We start from the raw sequence: 17,978 nt of genomic DNA, 5'->3' as shown, positions 1-17,978 counted from the left end.
TCAACGAACTCAGCCGGTTATGGTGAACCCTTTGTTAAGAGGGATGGTTTATCGATGGTTGACATGAGGCGCCTTGTCACAAGGCGCGAGGTGAGGTTGCGTCGGCCGGAAGTGTCATGATTGTTCGGCAGTTCATCAGTTGGATCCGCCACGCCCCGGCCGGCGAACGCGCCGAAGCCACCCGCGCTCTGGCCCGTGCCTGGCTTGTTTCCGATCTCTCGACAGACGACCGCATCGCCGCCGAAGGCGCGCTGCTCCTGATGCTGGATGATCCCGCTGCCCAAGTGCGGCAGGCGATCGCCGAAGTCTTCGCCTCGACGCCCGATGCGCCGCCGACGATCGTGCGTGCGCTGGCGTCCGATCAGGCCTCGGTGGCGCTGCCGGTGCTGGAATTCTCGCCGCTCTTGCTCGACGCCGATCTGGTCGACATCGTCGCCACCGGCGACAACGCGGTGCAATGCGCGGTGGCGCGGCGGTTCGAACTGCCCGCCGCGGTGTGCGCCGCGATCGCCGAGGTCGGCTCGCCGGCGGCGGCGCTGGAGCTGATCGAAAACCCGCACGCCGAGCTGGCGACGTTCTCGTGGGACCGCATCGTCGAGCGCCACGGCCATCTCGCCGCGATCCGCGAGTCGATGCTGGCGCTGCCGGATCTGCCGGCCGCGACGCGGCTGGCGCTGGTGGCGAAGCTGTCCGACACCTTGCAGCAATTCGTGGTGGCGCGCGGCTGGCTCAGCGCCGACCGCGCCGCGCGCGCGGCCGGGGAGGCGATGGATCGCTCCACGATCGTGATCGCCGCAGGCGCCCGCGGCACCGATATGGCGGCGTTGATGCGGCATCTGCGGCAGACCGGCACGCTGACCGCCGGACTGATTTTGCGCGCGCTGCTCTCAGGCAATCTGCCGCTGGTCGAACACGCGCTCGCCGAACTGTCCGGCACCGCGCCGGCGCGGGTCGCGGCGCTGCTCGCCGACGGCAGCCGCGCCTCGCTGAATGCGCTGCTCGGCCGCGCCGGGCTGCCCGAGACGGTGTTTCCGGCGTTCCGCGCCGCGCTCGCCGCCGAGCGCGAGATCGGTTTCGTGGCCAATGAATCCGGCGCCGCCCGGCTGCGCCGCCGCATGGTCGAGCGGGTGCTGACGCAGTGCGAGACCGATCCGGATGCGGCCGGCCCGCTCTTGATCCTGCTGCGCCGCTTCGCCACCGAATTCGCCCGCGACGAAGCCGCCGCGCTGCGCGACGAAGTGATCGCCGAACAGCAAGCCTGGAGCTACGCGCCGGTCGCGGCGTAGGTCAGTTCTGTTCCTCATCGAAGCATGGTCGCACTTTGCTGGGCTCACAACGAGCACAGCCTCATGGTGAGGAGGCGCGCAGCGCCGTCTCGAACCATGCGTCGCGGGATGTGCGGCTCCTCATCCTTCGAGACGCCCCGGCTGCGCCGGGGCTCCTCAGGATGAGGAACCAGTACCCTTGGGAACTTATAAATCCGCTTCAATCGATCGATGAGCGCTCTGGATAGTCCCGCCGTCTGCAAGCCAACGATGAGTCATTCCGGGGCGGTTGCGTAGCAAGCGAACCCGGAATCTCGCGCTGTTGAGAGCTCGGCGTCGTCACAACCTCTGGATTCCGGGTTCGCCGCTGCGCGGCGCCCCGGAATGACGAGCCCTTGGCGAACTACTCCTCCGGCACCAAGCTCGGGGCGAGGATGGCTTCAAGGTGTTCGGGGCGGTCGCGGTTGACGGCGGCGAGGTAGTCGTCGGCGACATTGCGCAGCTTGCGGTTCAGCGCGCGCTGCACTTCGGATTTCTGGCCGCCGGCGCCTTCGCGCACGATCGCCTGGATCGCGGCGACGTGGTTGGCGATCAGTTCGGCCGGCACCTTGGCGAGATCGGGCGCGTGCTCGACGATCCGGCACAGGCTGGCGGCGGTCGCCGCGGCGGCCGGGAAACCGAAGGTGGCGGCGTCGCCCTTGATGTCGTGGGCGGCGCGGAACAGCGCGGCGCGATTGTCCTTGGTGACGCCGTCGCGCAGCAGCTCGGCATGGGCGGTGGCGAGCCGCTGGCATTCCTCCGCCATCCAGTCGCCGAATTCGCCGGACAGCGACGCCAGCGCCGCTTCGGCGCGCGCCACCGGATCGTCGGCGGGCTCGGCCGGGGCGTCCTCGGCCAGCCGCCGCATCGCGCGGCGCAGCGGGTTGGCCTGGGTGATCACCTGATGGGTCGGGAAGGTCGCGACCTGAATGTCGCCGGGGCGGGGCTTGCTCATCGGTCTCGGGCGCCTGCTAGGTGTTGACGCGGGCTTTGTCGAGCAGCGACGGCTGCTGGATGATGTCGGCTTCGCCGCCGTGGCGCCGCTCCGGCCCGATATAGCCGGCGGTGGTGTTGCGGCGGCGGTCGGGGCCGAAGTAATTGCGGGTGCGGATGAACGGGCGCGGGCTCGCCACCACGTTGAGGACGCGCTGATACAGCCCCTTCGACGAGATCGGCTTGGCGAGGAATTCGGTGACGCCGGCATCGCGCGCCAGTGTGACGCGGCGCTTTTCGGAATGCGCCGTCAGCATGATGATCGGCGCATACGGATTGCCCTTGGCCTCCGGCTGCCGGATCATCTGCGCCAGCTCCAGCCCGTCGAAGATCGGCATCTCCCAATCGGTGATCAGGATGTCGGGCGAATAATGGCTGTACATTTCGAGCGCAGTGGCGCCGTCCTCGGCTTCATAGACTTCGCGGGTGCCGAACGAGTGCAGCAGCGTGCGCAGAATGCGCCGCATGTGCGGATTGTCGTCGACGATCAGGAAGCGCAGCTTGTTGAAGTCGATCCGGTACATGGCACGGCCCGGGCGCGCATCGCGCCGATAAACGGTGCGTTAACGATAGCGGCGCGTCGTTAAGGAAGGGTTGAGCCGCGCCGGCGGCGGCCGCCGCCGCAAGGTGCGCGACTTTCGGCTGCGACCGCATGGCGCAGCTCCGGCGAATCCCTGCGCGCCAGATCGCAGTGGCGATGGAACCCGAAATCGTGCCGACTAGGGATTGTCCTGATTCGGATGGCGCGCATGACCACCACCACCCCGCATTGCCCGACCTGCAACGTCACCCTGGAGCTGACCGGCAATCGCCCGCTGGTGAAGGGCTATCAGGTGCGCGAGTACAAATGCCCGGCGTGCGGGACCGAGACCCACCGCGCCACGCCGTGGGACCATTCGCTGACCGAGCCGCACGGGCATTTCTATCACGAGTAGTTGTGCTGCGTTGCACAACGGCCCGCTTCATCAAAGATTAGCCATCGCGCACGACAGACGCTCGCATGCGAGGGCCGGTTGTCACCGGTCATTTCTGGTTATGACTCCGGCGTCTAGCATCGTGTATCGTTCGCACAGCGATGCGGCCGGCCCGCCGTCCCGGCGCCGGCCGCGCGCCAATCGAGGAGAGGAACGACCATGGGTGACGACGTCGTCGCGTTCGCAGTGTTCACGCTGATCTGCAGCGCCTTCCTCGCCGGGCTGATGCTGAACTACAGCCGCCGCATCAACCGCCTCCGCAACACCGTGTCGGCCCTCACCGAACTCGTCCCGCAACCGGTCCCGGTGCGCAGCAAGAAGGGCTGAGCCCTCCGGCCGCTTTCCAATGTCATTCCGGGGCGCGAGCAACGCTCGCGAACCCGGAATCTCGCTCGGCGATGCGACCCGCCATGTCGTGAAGCGCGCGCCGTTCTTCTGTGATTGCCTCGTGATCCTGCGCCGTGCCGCGAAGCGGTTCGCGCGCTCCGCCGTTGCTGCTATCACGCACGGGGCAGGCCGGTGCCGGCCCGCAGCAGCAGACGGAGGCAAGCATGGCAGTCGACAAAGTGGCCCTGATCACCGCGGGCGGCAGCGGCATGGGCGCTGCGGCGGCGCGCCGGCTGGCCGCGGACGGCTTTCGCGTCGCGGTGCTGTCGTCGTCCGGCAAGGGCGAGGCGTTGGCGCGTGAGCTCGGCGGCTTCGGCGTCACCGGATCGAACCAGTCGAACGACGATCTGAAGCGGCTGGTCGATCAAGCGATGGCGCAGTGGGGCCGCATCGACGTGCTGGTCAACAGCGCCGGCCACGGCCCGCGCGCGCCGATCCTCGAGATCACCGACGAGCAGTGGCATCAGGGGCTCGACGTCTATTTCCTTAACGTTGTCCGCGCCACCCGGCTGGTGGCGCCGATCATGCAGCAGCAGAAGGCCGGCGCCATCATCAACATCTCGACCGCCTGGGCGTTCGAGCCGAGCGCGATGTTTCCGACCTCGGCGGTGGCGCGGGCCGGGCTCGCCGCCTACACCAAGATCTTCGCCGACCAATACGCCGCCGACAACGTCCGGATGAACAACGTGCTGCCCGGCTGGATCGACAGCCTGCCCGCCACCGAGCAACGCCGCGACACCGTGCCGATGAAGCGCTACGGCACGAGCGCCGAAATCGCCGCCACCATCGCCTTCCTCGCCTCCGACGGCGCCGCCTACATCACCGGCCAGAACATCCGGGTGGACGGTGGCCTGACGCGGGCGGTGTGACGGCGCGGCGCCTGCGGACCGCAGGCCATTCAAGGGCGACAACACAAGCCACACCTCGCGGCCTCTCCCCACGTCATTCCGGGGCGCGAGCAAGGCTCGCGAACCCGGAATCTCTGGCGATGAAGTTTGCGTTCACCGGCAGATCAATCGTTCGGCCGCAGCCTCCGCTCCGTGTCGTCCCCGTGCAGGCGGGGACCCATATCCCCTGGCTTTGCCGGTGAGGCAAGGCGTCTGCCGCAAGACTTCAATCGAGACGCTGCAGCGCATGGGGCCCCGCCCGCGTGGGGACGACAAGCGGATAGGTCGTAGCTGCCCATCCACGTCGGACGGGAGCGCTATGCGACCCAGTCGAAGCCACGGCCTTCGTAAGGTTGTGTGTGCCGAAAATTTCTAGTAGCGAAATGAAGAAAGCGCGCGGGACTCTTTTTAGGGGTTGGAAGTTGGCGGCGAAGTCGGTCGAAAGCGCCGTGGCGGAATTCGGCGCCGCGGCGAAATCCAAGCTGTCGAATCCAGCAGTCAGTGGCGCACCGGAAGATCAGCTTCGCGCTCCGCTGGAGAGATTGCTTCATGCACTGGCCGAACTCGGCGGCCTGCCGCCGACAGCTCTCGGCCTCGTTGGCGAGACCGCGCTCGGCGATCTCAAGATTCGCCCAGATTACGCGGTCACTCTCCATAACGCACTGATCGGTTTCATCGAGGTCAAGGCGCCGGGCAAAGGTGCTGATCCGCGCAGATTCTCAGACCCCCACGACAAGGCGCAATGGGACAAGCTGAAATCCCTGCCCAATCTGCTCTACACCGATGGCAACAGCTTTAGCCTCTGGCGCGACGGCGTGCTGATCGACAAGCCGGTCCACCTCGACGGGGACGTCGAAACTGCAGGCGCCAAGCTTACGGCGCCAGCCACGTTGGCGCCGCTGATCGCTACCTTCCTGCAATGGAGTCCGATCGCACCGAAATCGGCCAAGGCACTAGCCCAGGTCAGCGCGCGGTTGTGCCGGCTGCTCCGCGACGAGGTGATCGAACAGCTCGAACTCGGCAGCGCCGGGCTCACCGAGCTCGCCAAGGATTGGCGCCATCTTCTGTTTCCGCAGGCCGACAACGCACAGTTCGCCGACGGCTATGCGCAGGCGGTGACGTTTGGTCTCCTGGTTGCGCGCGCCAAGGATATTTCGCTGAACAAGGGCATCGACGCAGCTGCGCAGGAATTACGCAAGTCTAACACTCTGATTGGCACGGCGTTGCGGCTACTTACTGACGACGATGACAATCAGCAGGCGCTGAAGACCTCGCTCGGTACCCTGACCCGTGTGCTCGGCGAAGTAAATTGGCATATCATCAGTAAGGACAAGCCAGAGGCGTGGCTCTATTTCTACGAAGACTTCCTCGAGGTTTACGACAACACGCTACGCAAGAAGACCGGCTCATACTACACGCCGCCGGAAGTCGTCGCCGCGATGGTTCGCCTCGCCGACGAGGCGCTCCGCGGAGAGCTGTTCGAACGCCCGAAGGGCTTCGCGTCACCCGACGTGACAGTGGCCGATCCTGCCGTCGGCACCGGCACATTCCTGCTCGGCGTGCTACGCAAGATTGCGGAGACTGTGAAGGATGATGAGGGCGAAGGCGCGGTGCGTGGCGCAATCGGAGCGGCGGCGAAACGCTTGTTCGGATTTGAGTTGCAGTTCGGCCCGTTCGCCGTCGCGCAGCTCCGCTTGATCGCCGAGATGCAGGCACTGGTCGCAACAAAGACCAATCCGTTGCCGGAAATTCCGGAACTGAATCTGTTCATCTCCGACACGTTGGGCAATCCATTCGTTGAAGAAGAATCGCTTGGCCAAGTTTACGAGCCGATCGCGAAATCGCGCCGCGAGGCCAACGCCGTCAAGAAGGACAAGCCGATCACGGTCGTGATTGGAAATCCGCCTTACAAAGAAAAAGCCAAGGGGCGCGGAGGCTGGATCGAAAGCGGTTCCGGCGGCGATCTGGTCGCCCCGATGGACCGGTGGAAGCCGCCCAAGGAATGGGGCGTCGGCACTCACGCCAAGCATCTCAAGAATCTTTATGTGTATTTTTGGCGGTGGGCGACATGGAAGGTGTTCGGTAACGGCAACTACGCCGCTACAGGATTCCCCGACAAGGATCAGGAAGGGATCGTGTGCTTTATCACCGTCGCCGGGTTCCTCAACGGTCCTGGTTTCGAGAAAATGCGCGCTGATCTGCGTGAGAGCTGCTCGGATATCTGGGTCGTAGACTGCTCGCCGGACGGTCACCAGCCGGAAGTATCGACGCGTGTCTTTCAAGGTGTTCAGCAACCCGTCAGCATCGTCCTGGCGGCGCGTAAGCTCGGGAAAGCGGCCTCAGAACCTGCCCGCGTAAAATTCCGCGCACTGCCAAAAGGGCGCCGGGAGGACAAGTTCGCAGCATTAAGTCTCATCGCTCTCGCTGATGATGCTTGGCTGGATTGTCCGTCTGGCGGACGCGACCCTTTCATGCCCGCGGCCGTCGGCTTTTGGTCGACCCTGCCCAAGATCCAAGAATTGTTTCTTTACGATGGTTCGGGAGTGATGCCGGGCCGCACGTGGATCATCGCACCCGACCGAACCTCGCTGGCTTCGAGATGGGATCGACTTGTCTCGGAGAAAGATCCTGCAAAGAAGGAGTTGTTGTTTCATCCGCATGAAGGTGGCGACAAGACTCCATCAAAGCCGACAAGCAAAGGCCTTCATGGTCACGCGTATCATTCCGCTTCGGTGAACGCAGATCCATCTCTCGTTGCGCCGACCGCTTATGCTTTTCGCTCGTTCAATCGCCAATGGATCATCCCAGACAATCGGGTCATCAATCGGCCGAACCCAACGCTTTGGAATTGTTATTCTTCGCGGCAGTTGTTTTTGACCGCACCGGAGGATCGATCGCCGACTTCAGGTCCAGCATTGACCCTGACAGAGCTTATTCCCGATCTGCATCACTACAATGGCCGCGGCGGACGTGTGTTTCCGCTTTGGGCCGACCGCAATGCGACGGAGTCCAACATCAAACCCGTCCTGCTGGCCTTCCTAGCTGAGCGATTTGGTAAAGCGGTCAAGGCCGAAGACGTGATGGCTTATATTGCGGCGCTGATGGCACATCCGGCCTTTACTGCGCGCTTCGCTGCGGATTTGGTGCAGCCGGGTCTGCGTTTGCCGATAACTGCGGATGCTGCGTTGTTCGACGAGGCCGTAAACCTCGGAGGCGAAGTGATCTGGCTGCACTGCTACGGCGAGCGTTTCGCCAATCCGGCCGCTGGACGGCCGAAACAGACGCCGCGTCTGCCGAAGGCAAGTGCGCCGCGCATTCCGGCCGAGGGCGCGATTCCCTCGGCGCCGGAGCCGCTGCCCGACAGCATCTCTTACGATCCCGCAACTAAGCGATTGAAGATTGGCGAGGGTTTTGTAGAGAACGTAACGCCGGAAATGTGGGCTTACGAAGTTTCGGGCAAGAAGGTTGTTTGGGAATGGTTCAGTGATCGGCGTAGGGATCGTACAAAGCCGATTATTGCCGACAAGCGTCCGCCATCGCCGCTCGACTCCATCCAGCCGGATGGCTGGCTCGCCGAATACACCAGCGATCTTCTGGATTTGCTCAACGTGCTGGGGCGACTTATCGAGTTGGAGTCCGCACAGGCTGATTTGCTCGACCGCGTCTGCGCTTCACATCTGTTTTCGCGCGACGATCTGATCGACGCAGGCGCGCTTGCTTAGATCGACGCCAAGGCGTTCGCTGCCAAGTCAACCGAGAAGAATTGATCGGACAGGTGGGGACAAACGACCGCGTGCTCTCGACAGCGCCGCGCATCCGCGCAAGATGCGGAAACATCGTCAACCGCGAGTCCCATTACGCGATGGCATCATCCCGCCAAGGCGATTTGTTCGCTTCCGATCCGCAAGCCGAATTGTTCGACGAGGACCGGCCCACGCCGGTGTACCGTGCCGATCCCGACAAGGTGCGCAACGAGTTGCTGCAGATTCTTGCTGAGGCGCGGGCTGCCAGCACGCTTCCGTGGGAACCGCGCAAGCTCTCATACTATCGGACGGTGTTTCCGCAGATGGCAAACTGGCTGCCCGACGATGAAGCCGATCAGCTTCGCTTCGAGTTCGCTGCCGAGCTGGCGCGGCTGCAGGCTGCCTGACGCCGTGGGCGCTACCGCCGGGCTTTCGAATGACTGTTTCCCGGCTCCATGAGAGGGGCGGCAGCCGCTACCCACAAAATCCCTCAATACCCAAACTGCTCGCTCAAGATCCGCTCCTCCAGACTGTGCCCCGGATCGAACAGCATGCGCATCGCGATGGTCTTGTCGGAGATCACTTCGACGCGGCGGACGTCGCGGGCTTCGTCGTGGTCGGCGACGGCGGCGACCGGGCGCTTGTCGACTTCGAGCACCTCGATCACCACGAAGGCGCTGTCGGGCAACAGCGCGCCGCGCCAGCGCCGCGGGCGGAACGGCGAGATCGGGGTCAGTGCCAACAGCTGCGCGTTGATCGGCAGGATCGGGCCCTGCGCCGACAGATTGTAGGCGGTCGAGCCGGCCGGGGTCGCGACCAGGATGCCGTCGGCGACCAATTCGCTCATCCGCTCGCGCTCGTCGATGATGATGCGCAGCCGCGCCGCCTGATGGGTCTGGCGAAACAGCGACACCTCGTTGATGGCGTGATGGATGTGCACCTCGCCGTAGATGTCGGTGGCGCGCATCAACAGCGGATGGATCACGGTCTCGCGCGCGGCGGCGAGACGGGTGCGCAGATCGACCGTCGAATATTCGTTCATCAAAAAGCCGACGGTGCCGCGATGCATGCCGTAGATCGGCTTGCCGCTGCGCATCTGCTGATGCAGCGTCTGCAGCATCAGGCCGTCGCCGCCGAGCGCGACCACGACATCGGCGTCCTGCGGCTCGGCATTGCCGTAGAGCTGCACCAGCTGCGCCAGCGCGGCCTGCGCCTCGGCGCTGGTCGAGGCGACGAAGGCGATGCGGTCGGTCGCGATGCGCGGCGAAGCGGGGCGGGACGACGGGGTGCGGTCTTGCCGCGCGGACGTGCTCATCGAAGGCGGCCTCTGGCGGCGGCGGACGGCGGGCCGGCGGCGCGGTGCCGGCCGCCATTCACCGCCGTCGTCTATACGAGCTTTCCCCGCCTTGTCGAGCCGGGCCCGGCGCCGCGCGCTGCGCCGCGGCGGCGCGCGGCCGTCCGGTCTTTGATTTCGCCGCCCGCCGCGCTATGGCAATGGGCCATGCTTCGCCGTTCCGCCGCGTCCCCACAGTTCCGGCTGCCGCTGCGCGCCGCCCTGGCGCTGCCGCTCGCGGCGCTGCTCGGCGCCTGCGCGATCGGCGGCTCGGCGTCGTTCGACAGCGATCCGCCGCAGCCGTTTCCGCAGAACTATCGCAGCGAGATCCCGGCGTTCCTGCGCACCTATCTGAACAACCCGGCCGGCCTGCGCGACGCCGCGATGGCCGAGCCGGTGCAGCGCCCGGTCGACGGCCGGACGCGCTGGGTGTCGTGCCTGCGCTTCACGCCGCGCGGCGGTACGCTGCAGGACATGGCGATCGTCCATGTCGACGGCCGGCTCGACCGGGTCGCGCCGCAGGCCGGCGAGCTGTGCACCGGGGTGGTTTATGCGCCGTTCCCCGCACTGGAAAAATTGTCGCGCTGATCCCGACCGATCCGCAATCCGCCGCGACTAAGCTGATGCGAGCCTCTGCTGCGAATTTCGGCACGGCCGGGTTCCCGTCTGTTGCGGCGTCGTCACAGTGCTGCTGAATGAATGCTGCGCCGTCGCCACCGGGCAACCAAACCATTGCCATGCTGTTTTGAGCACATCGGAACGCATCGAAGGAGGGACGACGATGACCACGATGAAGAACACTCTGCTCGGCGCAGCGGCGGTGATCGCGCTGTCCGCTCCCGCCTTCGCGGCCGACCTGCCGCCGCGGCCCTACACCAAGGCGGCGCCCGCCTATACGGCGCCCGAGGTGGTGTATAATTGGACCGGCTTCTATGTCGGCGGTCATGTCGGCGGCGCCTGGGCCGGCGACAACAGCATTCCGGGCAATTCCGGCCGGTTCTTCGGCGGCGTCCAGGGCGGCGCGGACTATCAGTTCGCCACCAATTGGGTGATCGGTATCGAGGCCCAGTACAGCTGGATGTCGTCCAACAACACCGGCGTGATCTTCCCCGGCGGCAGCACCGCGACCGAAGACACCCGCGGCCTCGGCTCGGTCACCGGCCGGCTCGGCTATGCCTGGGGCCCGACGCTGGTCTACGCCAAGGGCGGCTACGCCTGGCGCGACAGCGATCTCAGCGTCGCATCGCTCGGCGGCGTGCCGTCCGGCTACACCACCAGCGGCAGCCGCAACGACGGCTATACCGTCGGCGCCGGCCTGGAGTATCTGTTCGCGCCGAGCTGGTCGGCCAAGGTCGAGTACCAGTACTACAAGTTCGGCGACACCACCTTCACCGGCGGCCCGGCCGACGTGATCGGCACCTCGTTCCGCAACGACGAGCACACCGTCAAGGCCGGTATCAACTACCGGTTCGGCTGGGGCGGACCCTCGGTCGCCAAATACTGATCGGGCCGCGCGACATCGGCGGCTGTCCGCATCAGCTTTGCTGATCGGGACAGCCCGCCGAGGGACCTGAAGCGACACGTCCTGGCCGATTGAACGGCCAGGACGCGCTCCCTGACGGATGAAACAGGCGGGCAGTCCAGGCGGCCTCAACGTTCCGACGCGAGCTCTTTCGCTTCTTCTTCGGCCAGCAGCTTCTGAATCACGCGCCGCTTGTCGGGGTCGATCTCGGTCTTGAGAAGGTCGCGGTACCGCTTGATATTCTCATTTCTGACAAAGCGTTCCATAGCTACGCTCTCATTGCGAGGAGTTCGCAATTGTACCGTTCAACCTGAAGCGACGGTCAATCAAACGATCTTCCGGGCCAAAAAAAACGCGCCGGGCACAGCTCGACAATCGGCCCGGCGGAGTGGGCGGCCAAGACGGACAAAGCCGGGAATCGAAGGTTAACGAGGGTTGAATCCGGCGAAAAATATCGCTTGGGACTCCGGCGCTAGAATCACCCGATGGTCCGGTCATGTCCACGGGTTCCGACATGATGACGACGATCCTGAAAACCCGCATCGATGGCGCACCGTTCGGCCTGACGCTGGTCCTGCTGACCGCCTGTGCCGTCAACCTCACCGTGCTGGCGCGGTGGCTGTGACGGCCTTTCCGGCAGGCCGTTACCGCAGCGGCCGCGCCGCTGTTGACCGGCGTCAACGCCGCCGGTCGTGGCCGTGCAGATAATCGTCTCCGGCAGGCGTCGCGGCTGCGACGCTCCCGTGGCGGCGGCCGGACGGCGTGCCGCCCGTCCCGACGGAGGAGCGATCCGATGAGCGAGACCGACATTCTGGTGCTGGCCGCGGCCGGCCTGTCCACGCTGGTGATCTGGCTCGGCGTGGTGATCCAGGGCCGGATCGCGGCCGCCCTGGCGTCGCGGCACTGATCCGGCGAGCGCGCAATCGACCATTCGCCGGACAGGCGCGGACGCCGCTGCCCGCAATGTCGGGCGGCCTCCGAGGATCTGCGCATGGTTCGAAACGGTGCGATGCGGTCGCTCGCGATGAGGGGCCGTGAGGTGTGCGCGCGCCGATGCGCATCCCGAGCCGATCAGGAGGAAGGCGAGCGCTCGACCCGGCGGTTCGCCGCAAGCCGCGACCGGGCCGCGCGCACCGCTTGCCAGAACAGCGCTCGCTGGCCGCCAGCGAAGCGGTCAGGAGACCGGCGAGGACTGATCGATCACGGTCCACGGCGTGCCGGCTTCCGGAGCCACGTCGTAGATGTTGACCTGTCCGCAGCGGCGGCACTCGTAGGTGCGGCGCTCGCTGCCGCCGGCGGCCGGGGTGTTGCGCGTCAGATTGGCAACCGCCCCACACGCCTGGCAGGGATGAAAGAAGTAATCGCGGTGATGATACGAGCGCATTTCCCGGTGAGTCCTCAAAAGCGACTCCGATAATTTTGCAACCTTTGCTGGCAATTGTATTGATCCAGCGCAAGCCGCGCTGAGTTCCCTCGATGGAACTGATAGTTAGGTGCCCCGGTGGGGATCAATTGGTAGTTGCGGTCTGCAGCGACCTGCCGACGCGGCGTCGCGTGTAGCAAGGCGTCGGCATCGGCGAGCAACGCCAGCCGACTCGTAGTGATCCGAGGATGCTCCAGAAACGGATTGTTACGACAGGTGCGACACTGTCGCATTCGCACAGTTGGATGCCGCCGTTGACCGGCCGACGGCTGTCCGATAGCTGCATGCGCCGTACCGCAGCAGCGCACCGGATGGCTGAGCGGCGAACGGCGGCTGCCGAAACGAGGAATCCCTAAAACATGTTCGCGAATCCGAGCAGCGCCGAGGTCGTCAGGCACGTGCCTCATCGCTGGTTGATCAACCAGTGGGCGCGGGGCGGCAGGATCGCGGATCCGGCTCTGGTGCCGTTCGCGTTCGAGCCGGCGAGCATCGACATGTCGCGGTCGATCATCACGCGGGTGGTCGGTGACGGCGAGCCGCGGCGCTATCAGGTCCTGCACTACGGATCGCTGATGGCGGCCGCCACCGGGCTGGAGCCGCGCGGGCGATATCTCGACGAGGTGCTGCCATCGGCGACCCGCGATCACGTCCTGATGCAGTACGAGCTGTGCCGGCGCAGCCGCAAACCGGTGTATTCGATCTCGCACATCTCCGACGTGCACGACGTGCCGGTGGACTACGAGAAGCTGCTGCTGCCGTTCACCGGTGCGGACGGTGAGGTGCACTGCATCTTCACCACCAGCTTGCTGATCAGCACCGAAGGGCGGTTCGAGCGCGACGGCATTTTCGCGCATGGCGATTTCCCGTCCGCGAATACGGTGGTGGTGTATGCGATCGACGTCGCCCGCGCCGACGATGCGCCGAGCGCCGTTGCGGTCTGACCGCAACTGTCCTGATCGCCGGCGCGCACGGCTTGGCGGCAGCGCGCGGTGGACCGGCTGGTCGGGGCAGGGCAGCTTGCGGGAAACGTGGTGCCGGCGGAGAGGATCGAACTCCCGACCTTCGGTTTACAAAACCGCTGCACTACCGCTGTGCTACGCCGGCATCGGCCAGACAGCTAGCAGCGCCGCTGCGGCTCGACAAGGCCGCGGTCGCAGTTTCGGCGGGGCGCGGATCGAAAGCCGGCGTTAACGACGTTGCGGCTCGGCGGCGTGCGTGGACCCGAAACGCCGGTCGCGCGTTGGGGTGAACGGCCGTTCGCGGCCGTGCCTTAACCGATCTGCCAGGCTTTTCCGTTACCGTTGGCCGCATGTCCGATCCCGTCACCTTCCGGCGCCTGGCCCAGGCGCTCGTCCTGCTGGCCGCGACCGCGGCGCCGGCGCCGGTGCTCGCCGAGAGCGGCGGGCGGGCGATCGTGATTCCCGGCCGTCCCGGCGTGCCGATCATCATCAACGGCCGCGACGCCTCCTATGCGATGATCGAGGGCGACTGGGGGCTGGAGCGCGGCACCCACATGCAGCCGACGATCTACGGCAGCCGGCCGGTGGTGTATCCGGAGGTCGGCCACTATTACCCGGGCTCGAACCGGCTGCCCGGCTATGGCCGGCTCGAGATCGAGCCGCCGGCGGACCGCAAGCTGCCGAAGCCGGCGGAGAGCTTCCATCAATCCTGGGAAGTCGAATCGCGCCCGCCGCAGCCGGCGCCGCCGATGACGATCGATCCCCAGGTGATCGTGGCGCCGCCCTATGAGGAACCGCTGCCGCGGCCGCCCGGTCCGCGGCCGTACCGGTGACGGGCGGACGGCCGCCCCGCACCCGACCCCGACGACATCGAACAGGAGCGTAGCATGCGTAGGATGATTTCCGGACTGGTCGCGGCGCTGGCCGTGGTGACCGCGAGCGCCGCGCCGGCGCTGGCCTGCGGCGGAGCGGCGTTCGGCTGCGGACCGTGCGGTCCGGTGGCCGGCCCGTGCGGCGGCGGCTACGCCACGTTCGAGACCGGCTACGGCTATGGCTACGGCACCGCGGCGTTCGATCGGCTGCCGGACCCGACGCGGTACTATTACGTCAACCAGGGCCCGGCCTATACCGGCCCCGGCCGGTTCGCCCCGCGCCCTTATTATGACGAGCGCGCCGTCTCGGTGTACCGCACCGGCACCGCCTATACCGGCGGGGCCTATGCCCACGCCATGACCCATCAGGTGATCGGCGAGCCGTCCTGGGGCCCGGTGGTCTATCGCTACCGCGGCCGTGCGCACGCCCACCCCACGGCACATCGCCGCCACCATGCCGGCTGGCACCGCGGCCATCGTCCCCACGGGCCGATGCATCACCAGCGCTATTGACCGGCGTGTTGCGGTTTCGGCGTTAGCGCCGGCCCATCAGGTCGAGCCGGCTGGCGCCGATATACAGCGCCAGCGCGGCGGCGTTGGAGACGTTGAGGCTCTTGATCTCGCCCGGCATGTCGAGCCGGGCCACGGTGGCGCAGGTCTGCCGGGTCAGCTGCCGCAGCCCCTTGCCCTCCGCCCCGAGCACCAGCGCCAGCGGCTGACGCAATTCGACCGCGGCGAGGTCGTCGTCGCCTTCGCTGTCGAGCCCGACGGTGAGGAAGCCGCGCTCGTTCAGTTCGGTCAGGGCGCGGGCGAGGTTCTGCACCAGCACCAGCGGCACCAGCTCCAGCGCGCCGGAGGCCGACTTGGCGAGCACGCCGGTGGCTTCCGGGCTGTGCCGGGCGGTGGTGACGATCGCCTGCACGGCGAACGCCGCCGCCGAGCGCAGGATCGCGCCGACATTGTGCGGATCGGTGATCTGGTCGAGCACCAGCACGATGCCGTGCTGGGGCAGGGTGTCGATTCGCGGCGTCTCCAGCGGATCGGCCTCGGCCAGTAGGCCCTGATGCACCGCATCCGGACCGAGCCTTCGGTCGATCTCGGAGGGGCGGACGATCTCCGGCGCGATTCGGGTGTCGATGTGCTCTTCGGCGAGCCGGCGGGCGGCGTTTTCGGTCAGCCACAGCTTGCGAAATTTGCGCTGCGGATTGGCCAGCGCCGCGGTCACGGTGTGCCAGCCGTACAGGATCACCGGCCCGTCGCCGTCGCGCGCCCCATCGCGCCGCAGCCCGACAGGGCGCGGCTTGCCGCGTGGCGGCCCATCGCGGCGGGAAAAGCGGGGATTCGGCGGTCTGTCGGTCATGGCGGCGCTTGTCTCACGCCGTATCGCCCAAGGCAATTTCGCTCCGATCGTCCGATATGACGAAGGAGTGTCGAAATCGTCATGGGGTTGGTTGACTTTAGGGGGCGGCATCGCCCATAACCGCGCCGCGTTGCAGGCCCGCCCGCGGGCCCGCTGCGGCTTCCGGCCCCGGTTTTGCCTGCCACAGGCGTTCGGCCGGCGGCACGGGCGGGGGAGTGTCCCGAGTGGCAAAGGGAGCTGACTGTAAATCAGCCGCCTCATGGCTTCGCAGGTTCGAGTCCTGCCTCCCCCACCAACCCCAACTGATCTCTCGCTAAAATCGATCTGCCTGATCGACGCTCAGGGATCGACGGCGTCGCGGTACATCAATCCCAGAGTCACGTTTTTGCCACAGCGCAGTCGTTTTCGCGCGAAATGTGGCGAAACGATTGCGAGTCAATCAGGGGTTTGTTAGTGGTTCCGTATGTTGAACCGAATGCCAATTTTTGCAGCAACCATTTTCGCCCTTTTGGGTGCGGGTTCGGCCCGGGCGGCCGAGCCGTTTTTGATTCTCGATGCCATCAATCAAGCAGTGAAATCCAATCCGAGCGTCGGTGAAGCCGCGGCGAACCGTCGTGCCACCGAAGCCGAGTTGCGGCAGAGCCAGGGCACGCTGCTGCCGCAGGTCCGTCTCGAGGCCAGTCTCGGCCCGGAAATGATCAAGCAATATGTGACCCCGGCGCCCGCCAACAACGGGATCTACCTGCGTGGTCGCGAAGCCGGCGTCGTCGTGCGTCAGTTGCTGTTCGACGGGTTCGCGTCGATCAACGAGGTGTGGCGCCAGGCGGCGCGGGTCGATGCGGCATCCTTCCGCGTCCTTGAGCGCACTGAACTGATCGGCCTGGATGCGGCCGAAGCCTATATCGATGTCGTTCGCTATACCCGTCTGCTCGCGCTGGCCGAGCAGAACGTCCAGGTCCATCTTGGGCTCCGCAAGAACGTGCTGGCCCGCTTCGAAGGCGGCCGGGCCGGCGAGGGCGACACCCAGCAGGCTGAAGAGCGTGTGGCGTCGGCTCAGGCGATCGCTGCCGAGTTCCGTCTCAGTCTCGAGAATGCGCGCGCCAAGTTCCGCAAGATCGTCGGGATCGAGCCCTACAATCTGCGATTCCCGGGACGTCTGGCGGATCTGCCGAAGAACAAGCAGGAATCGCTCGATATCGCCTACAAGTTCAATCCGACGCTGCGCGCCGCCGGCGCCGACGTCGCTGCGGCAAAGCGCGGCTTCGATGCGACGACTGGCGCCTTCATGCCGACGCTGGCGCTGGAAGGCCGGGCCAGTCGTGGCAAGGAGTCGATCCTCTACAGCAACCAGTACGACGAAGTGAGCGGCAAGCTGGTCGCGTCCTGGGACATCTTCAATGGCGGCCAGAGCAGCTGGCGCCGTGAGGAAGCCGCCCAGCGGATGATCGAAGAGCAGCAGAAGCACGCGCGGCTGCAGCGGGGTGCGCTGGAATCGATCGACAAGGCGTGGGCGGCGCGGATCATCACGGTCGATCGCGTCGCGGCTTTGGTGCGCGACGTCGAGGCGGCCCGTCGCACCTTCGCTGCTTACAACAAAGAGTACGAACTCGGGCAGCGTACGCTGATTGATCTGCTGAACTCCCAGAACCAGTATTTCAATGCAAATGTCTCGCTGGTTTCCGCACGCGGCGTGGCGGTGTTTGCAGACTATCAGTTGCTTGCGGCCATGGGGCAACTGCTGAACTATCTGAAGACCGGCCATCCGCCGGAGGCCGAACTGATCGACGTTCACCCGAGCGGGTTTATCGGCTTCAAATTGCCGCCGGTTCGGTTGAGCCCGCCTTCGCCGGGTCCGGAGCCTCTCGGCGCTGTCGCTCCGGTCCCGCTGTTCGGCCTGTTTGCCGACACGGTGAAATTCCCCACTCCGATTACCTTCGGCGACCGCTGGGCGTCGACGGAGCCGGCGGAGAGCAACACTCTGTTCCTCACTTCCGGCAAATACGCGACCGCGGTGCCCAAGTAAGTCAGGTCCGGTTCACCATCTGTACCTTCTGATCCGCCCAAGCTTACGTTCTGATCCGCCCAAATTTACGATACGCGCCGATTCCGGCCCGCCCCCGGGGAATCGGCAGGCAATTTCCGAAAATTTCAATTAATAGAACGTTAAGTCGTTGGTGCCCGCTTAACACAGGTGTGGCCGTACCAGCACGACAGACCTCTT

At 65.8% G+C, this 17,978-nt stretch carries 20 protein-coding genes and 2 tRNA genes; 15 read left to right on the top strand and 7 right to left on the bottom strand.

Annotated features, from left to right (window positions below; translation table 11 throughout):
- Positions 1 to 116: 116 nt before the first annotated feature.
- The gene (locus tag DWA33_RS02210) at positions 117 to 1,286 is read left to right on the top strand and encodes a DUF2336 domain-containing protein (protein WP_114356464.1); all 1,170 of its coding nucleotides are present in this window, start codon (positions 117 to 119) and stop codon (positions 1,284 to 1,286) included.
- A gap of 382 nt (positions 1,287 to 1,668) precedes the next feature.
- Here DWA33_RS02210 and DWA33_RS02205 read toward each other — a convergent pair whose 3' ends face one another.
- Together DWA33_RS02205 and DWA33_RS02200 are read right to left on the bottom strand one after the other, a co-directional pair.
- On the bottom strand, positions 1,669 to 2,259 hold the full coding sequence (locus DWA33_RS02205) for an Hpt domain-containing protein (RefSeq protein ID WP_114356463.1): 591 nt from the start codon (positions 2,257 to 2,259) through the stop codon (positions 1,669 to 1,671).
- Positions 2,260 to 2,275: 16 nt separating this feature from the next.
- Positions 2,276 to 2,821, bottom strand: a complete 546-nt coding sequence (locus DWA33_RS02200; protein ID WP_114356462.1) for a response regulator — start codon at positions 2,819 to 2,821, stop codon at positions 2,276 to 2,278.
- Positions 2,822 to 3,046: 225 nt separating this feature from the next.
- Between DWA33_RS02200 and DWA33_RS02195 the strand changes: the two genes are divergently transcribed.
- The 5 genes from DWA33_RS02195 (at position 3,047) to DWA33_RS02180 (ending at position 8,695) form a co-directional block, all read left to right on the top strand.
- The gene (locus DWA33_RS02195) at positions 3,047 to 3,232 is read left to right on the top strand and encodes a hypothetical protein (RefSeq protein ID WP_244601178.1); all 186 of its coding nucleotides are present in this window, start codon (positions 3,047 to 3,049) and stop codon (positions 3,230 to 3,232) included.
- Between the two features lie 198 nt (positions 3,233 to 3,430).
- Positions 3,431 to 3,598 (top strand): hypothetical protein, encoded by a 168-nt coding sequence (locus DWA33_RS25070; protein ID WP_165825140.1) that lies wholly within the window; start codon positions 3,431 to 3,433, stop codon positions 3,596 to 3,598.
- 224 nt (positions 3,599 to 3,822) lie between these two features.
- A complete protein-coding gene (locus DWA33_RS02190; protein ID WP_114356590.1) occupies positions 3,823 to 4,527 on the top strand; it encodes an SDR family oxidoreductase in 705 nt (234 codons plus the stop codon).
- A 440-nt stretch (positions 4,528 to 4,967) separates the two neighbouring features.
- Positions 4,968 to 8,267, top strand: a complete 3,300-nt coding sequence (locus DWA33_RS02185) for a type ISP restriction/modification enzyme (RefSeq protein WP_244601177.1) — start codon at positions 4,968 to 4,970, stop codon at positions 8,265 to 8,267.
- A gap of 41 nt (positions 8,268 to 8,308) precedes the next feature.
- A complete protein-coding gene (locus DWA33_RS02180) occupies positions 8,309 to 8,695 on the top strand; it encodes a hypothetical protein (RefSeq protein WP_147270213.1) in 387 nt (128 codons plus the stop codon).
- Positions 8,696 to 8,778: 83 nt separating this feature from the next.
- On the opposite strand, the gene DWA33_RS02175 is transcribed toward DWA33_RS02180, so the two are convergent.
- Positions 8,779 to 9,603 carry an NAD kinase gene (locus DWA33_RS02175; protein WP_181902382.1) on the bottom strand — a complete coding sequence of 275 codons (825 nt, stop codon included), beginning with the start codon at positions 9,601 to 9,603 and terminating at the stop codon, positions 8,779 to 8,781.
- A 186-nt stretch (positions 9,604 to 9,789) separates the two neighbouring features.
- On the opposite strand from DWA33_RS02175, the gene DWA33_RS02170 reads away from it, so the two are divergent.
- Both DWA33_RS02170 and DWA33_RS02165 read left to right on the top strand, forming a co-directional pair.
- On the top strand, positions 9,790 to 10,209 hold the full coding sequence (locus tag DWA33_RS02170; RefSeq protein WP_114356459.1) for a hypothetical protein: 420 nt from the start codon (positions 9,790 to 9,792) through the stop codon (positions 10,207 to 10,209).
- Between the two features lie 202 nt (positions 10,210 to 10,411).
- Positions 10,412 to 11,125 (top strand): outer membrane protein, encoded by a 714-nt coding sequence (locus DWA33_RS02165; protein WP_181902384.1) that lies wholly within the window; start codon positions 10,412 to 10,414, stop codon positions 11,123 to 11,125.
- 146 nt (positions 11,126 to 11,271) lie between these two features.
- Here DWA33_RS02165 and DWA33_RS25065 read toward each other — a convergent pair whose 3' ends face one another.
- Positions 11,272 to 11,409, bottom strand: a complete 138-nt coding sequence (locus DWA33_RS25065) for a hypothetical protein (RefSeq protein ID WP_167443104.1) — start codon at positions 11,407 to 11,409, stop codon at positions 11,272 to 11,274.
- Between the two features lie 230 nt (positions 11,410 to 11,639).
- Here DWA33_RS25065 and DWA33_RS25575 point away from each other — a divergent pair, with 230 nt between their 5' ends.
- Entirely contained in the window at positions 11,640 to 11,768 is a 129-nt protein-coding gene (locus DWA33_RS25575) for a hypothetical protein (protein WP_283808596.1), read from the top strand.
- Between the two features lie 168 nt (positions 11,769 to 11,936).
- Positions 11,937 to 12,050 (top strand): sodium:solute symporter, encoded by a 114-nt coding sequence (locus tag DWA33_RS02160; RefSeq protein ID WP_114356457.1) that lies wholly within the window; start codon positions 11,937 to 11,939, stop codon positions 12,048 to 12,050.
- 267 nt (positions 12,051 to 12,317) lie between these two features.
- Here DWA33_RS02160 and DWA33_RS02155 read toward each other — a convergent pair whose 3' ends face one another.
- Positions 12,318 to 12,527, bottom strand: coding sequence for a hypothetical protein (locus DWA33_RS02155; protein ID WP_114356456.1), 210 nt, complete (start codon positions 12,525 to 12,527; stop codon positions 12,318 to 12,320).
- Positions 12,528 to 12,925: 398 nt separating this feature from the next.
- Here DWA33_RS02155 and DWA33_RS02150 point away from each other — a divergent pair, with 398 nt between their 5' ends.
- Positions 12,926 to 13,507 carry a hypothetical protein gene (locus DWA33_RS02150; protein ID WP_114356455.1) on the top strand — a complete coding sequence of 194 codons (582 nt, stop codon included), beginning with the start codon at positions 12,926 to 12,928 and terminating at the stop codon, positions 13,505 to 13,507.
- An 88-nt stretch (positions 13,508 to 13,595) separates the two neighbouring features.
- Here the strand turns inward: DWA33_RS02150 and DWA33_RS02145 are convergent.
- Positions 13,596 to 13,670, bottom strand: a tRNA-Thr gene (locus tag DWA33_RS02145).
- A gap of 205 nt (positions 13,671 to 13,875) precedes the next feature.
- Here DWA33_RS02145 and DWA33_RS02140 point away from each other — a divergent pair.
- Both DWA33_RS02140 and DWA33_RS02135 read left to right on the top strand, forming a co-directional pair.
- Entirely contained in the window at positions 13,876 to 14,358 is a 483-nt protein-coding gene (locus DWA33_RS02140) for a hypothetical protein (RefSeq protein WP_114356454.1), read from the top strand.
- A gap of 54 nt (positions 14,359 to 14,412) precedes the next feature.
- Complete coding sequence (locus DWA33_RS02135; protein WP_114356453.1) at positions 14,413 to 14,910, top strand: hypothetical protein; 498 nt, start codon at positions 14,413 to 14,415, stop codon at positions 14,908 to 14,910.
- Positions 14,911 to 14,932: 22 nt separating this feature from the next.
- Here DWA33_RS02135 and rlmB read toward each other — a convergent pair whose 3' ends face one another.
- Positions 14,933 to 15,757, bottom strand: a complete 825-nt coding sequence (gene rlmB / locus DWA33_RS02130) for a 23S rRNA (guanosine(2251)-2'-O)-methyltransferase RlmB (protein WP_114356452.1) — start codon at positions 15,755 to 15,757, stop codon at positions 14,933 to 14,935.
- 209 nt (positions 15,758 to 15,966) lie between these two features.
- Between rlmB and DWA33_RS02125 the strand changes: the two genes are divergently transcribed.
- Both DWA33_RS02125 and DWA33_RS02120 read left to right on the top strand, forming a co-directional pair.
- Positions 15,967 to 16,052, top strand: a tRNA-Tyr gene (locus tag DWA33_RS02125).
- Positions 16,053 to 16,232: 180 nt separating this feature from the next.
- Positions 16,233 to 17,780 (top strand): TolC family outer membrane protein, encoded by a 1,548-nt coding sequence (locus DWA33_RS02120; protein WP_167443103.1) that lies wholly within the window; start codon positions 16,233 to 16,235, stop codon positions 17,778 to 17,780.
- The last annotated feature ends 198 nt before the right edge of the window (positions 17,781 to 17,978 follow it).

The organism is Rhodopseudomonas pentothenatexigens, from assembly GCF_900218015.1.
Lineage (GTDB): Bacteria > Pseudomonadota > Alphaproteobacteria > Rhizobiales > Xanthobacteraceae > Rhodopseudomonas > Rhodopseudomonas pentothenatexigens.
Note: the sequence above shows the minus strand (reverse complement) of the source record. Positions and strands in the feature narration are given on the sequence as shown.

Coding starts and splice junctions, on each gene's coding strand:
- DWA33_RS02210 (WP_114356464.1), top strand. CDS start 117: ATGATTGTTCGGCAGTTCATCAGTTGGATCCGCCACGCCCCGGCCGGC.
- DWA33_RS02205 (WP_114356463.1), bottom strand. CDS start 2,259: ATGAGCAAGCCCCGCCCCGGCGACATTCAGGTCGCGACCTTCCCGACC.
- DWA33_RS02200 (WP_114356462.1), bottom strand. CDS start 2,821: ATGTACCGGATCGACTTCAACAAGCTGCGCTTCCTGATCGTCGACGAC.
- DWA33_RS02195 (WP_244601178.1), top strand. CDS start 3,047: ATGACCACCACCACCCCGCATTGCCCGACCTGCAACGTCACCCTGGAG.
- DWA33_RS25070 (WP_165825140.1), top strand. CDS start 3,431: ATGGGTGACGACGTCGTCGCGTTCGCAGTGTTCACGCTGATCTGCAGC.
- DWA33_RS02190 (WP_114356590.1), top strand. CDS start 3,823: ATGGCAGTCGACAAAGTGGCCCTGATCACCGCGGGCGGCAGCGGCATG.
- DWA33_RS02175 (WP_181902382.1), bottom strand. CDS start 9,603: ATGAGCACGTCCGCGCGGCAAGACCGCACCCCGTCGTCCCGCCCCGCT.
- DWA33_RS02170 (WP_114356459.1), top strand. CDS start 9,790: ATGCTTCGCCGTTCCGCCGCGTCCCCACAGTTCCGGCTGCCGCTGCGC.
- DWA33_RS02165 (WP_181902384.1), top strand. CDS start 10,412: ATGAAGAACACTCTGCTCGGCGCAGCGGCGGTGATCGCGCTGTCCGCT.
- DWA33_RS25065 (WP_167443104.1), bottom strand. CDS start 11,409: ATGGAACGCTTTGTCAGAAATGAGAATATCAAGCGGTACCGCGACCTT.
- DWA33_RS25575 (WP_283808596.1), top strand. CDS start 11,640: ATGTCCACGGGTTCCGACATGATGACGACGATCCTGAAAACCCGCATC.
- DWA33_RS02160 (WP_114356457.1), top strand. CDS start 11,937: ATGAGCGAGACCGACATTCTGGTGCTGGCCGCGGCCGGCCTGTCCACG.
- DWA33_RS02155 (WP_114356456.1), bottom strand. CDS start 12,527: ATGCGCTCGTATCATCACCGCGATTACTTCTTTCATCCCTGCCAGGCG.
- DWA33_RS02150 (WP_114356455.1), top strand. CDS start 12,926: ATGTTCGCGAATCCGAGCAGCGCCGAGGTCGTCAGGCACGTGCCTCAT.
- DWA33_RS02140 (WP_114356454.1), top strand. CDS start 13,876: ATGTCCGATCCCGTCACCTTCCGGCGCCTGGCCCAGGCGCTCGTCCTG.
- DWA33_RS02135 (WP_114356453.1), top strand. CDS start 14,413: ATGCGTAGGATGATTTCCGGACTGGTCGCGGCGCTGGCCGTGGTGACC.
- rlmB (WP_114356452.1), bottom strand. CDS start 15,757: ATGACCGACAGACCGCCGAATCCCCGCTTTTCCCGCCGCGATGGGCCG.
- DWA33_RS02120 (WP_167443103.1), top strand. CDS start 16,233: ATGCCAATTTTTGCAGCAACCATTTTCGCCCTTTTGGGTGCGGGTTCG.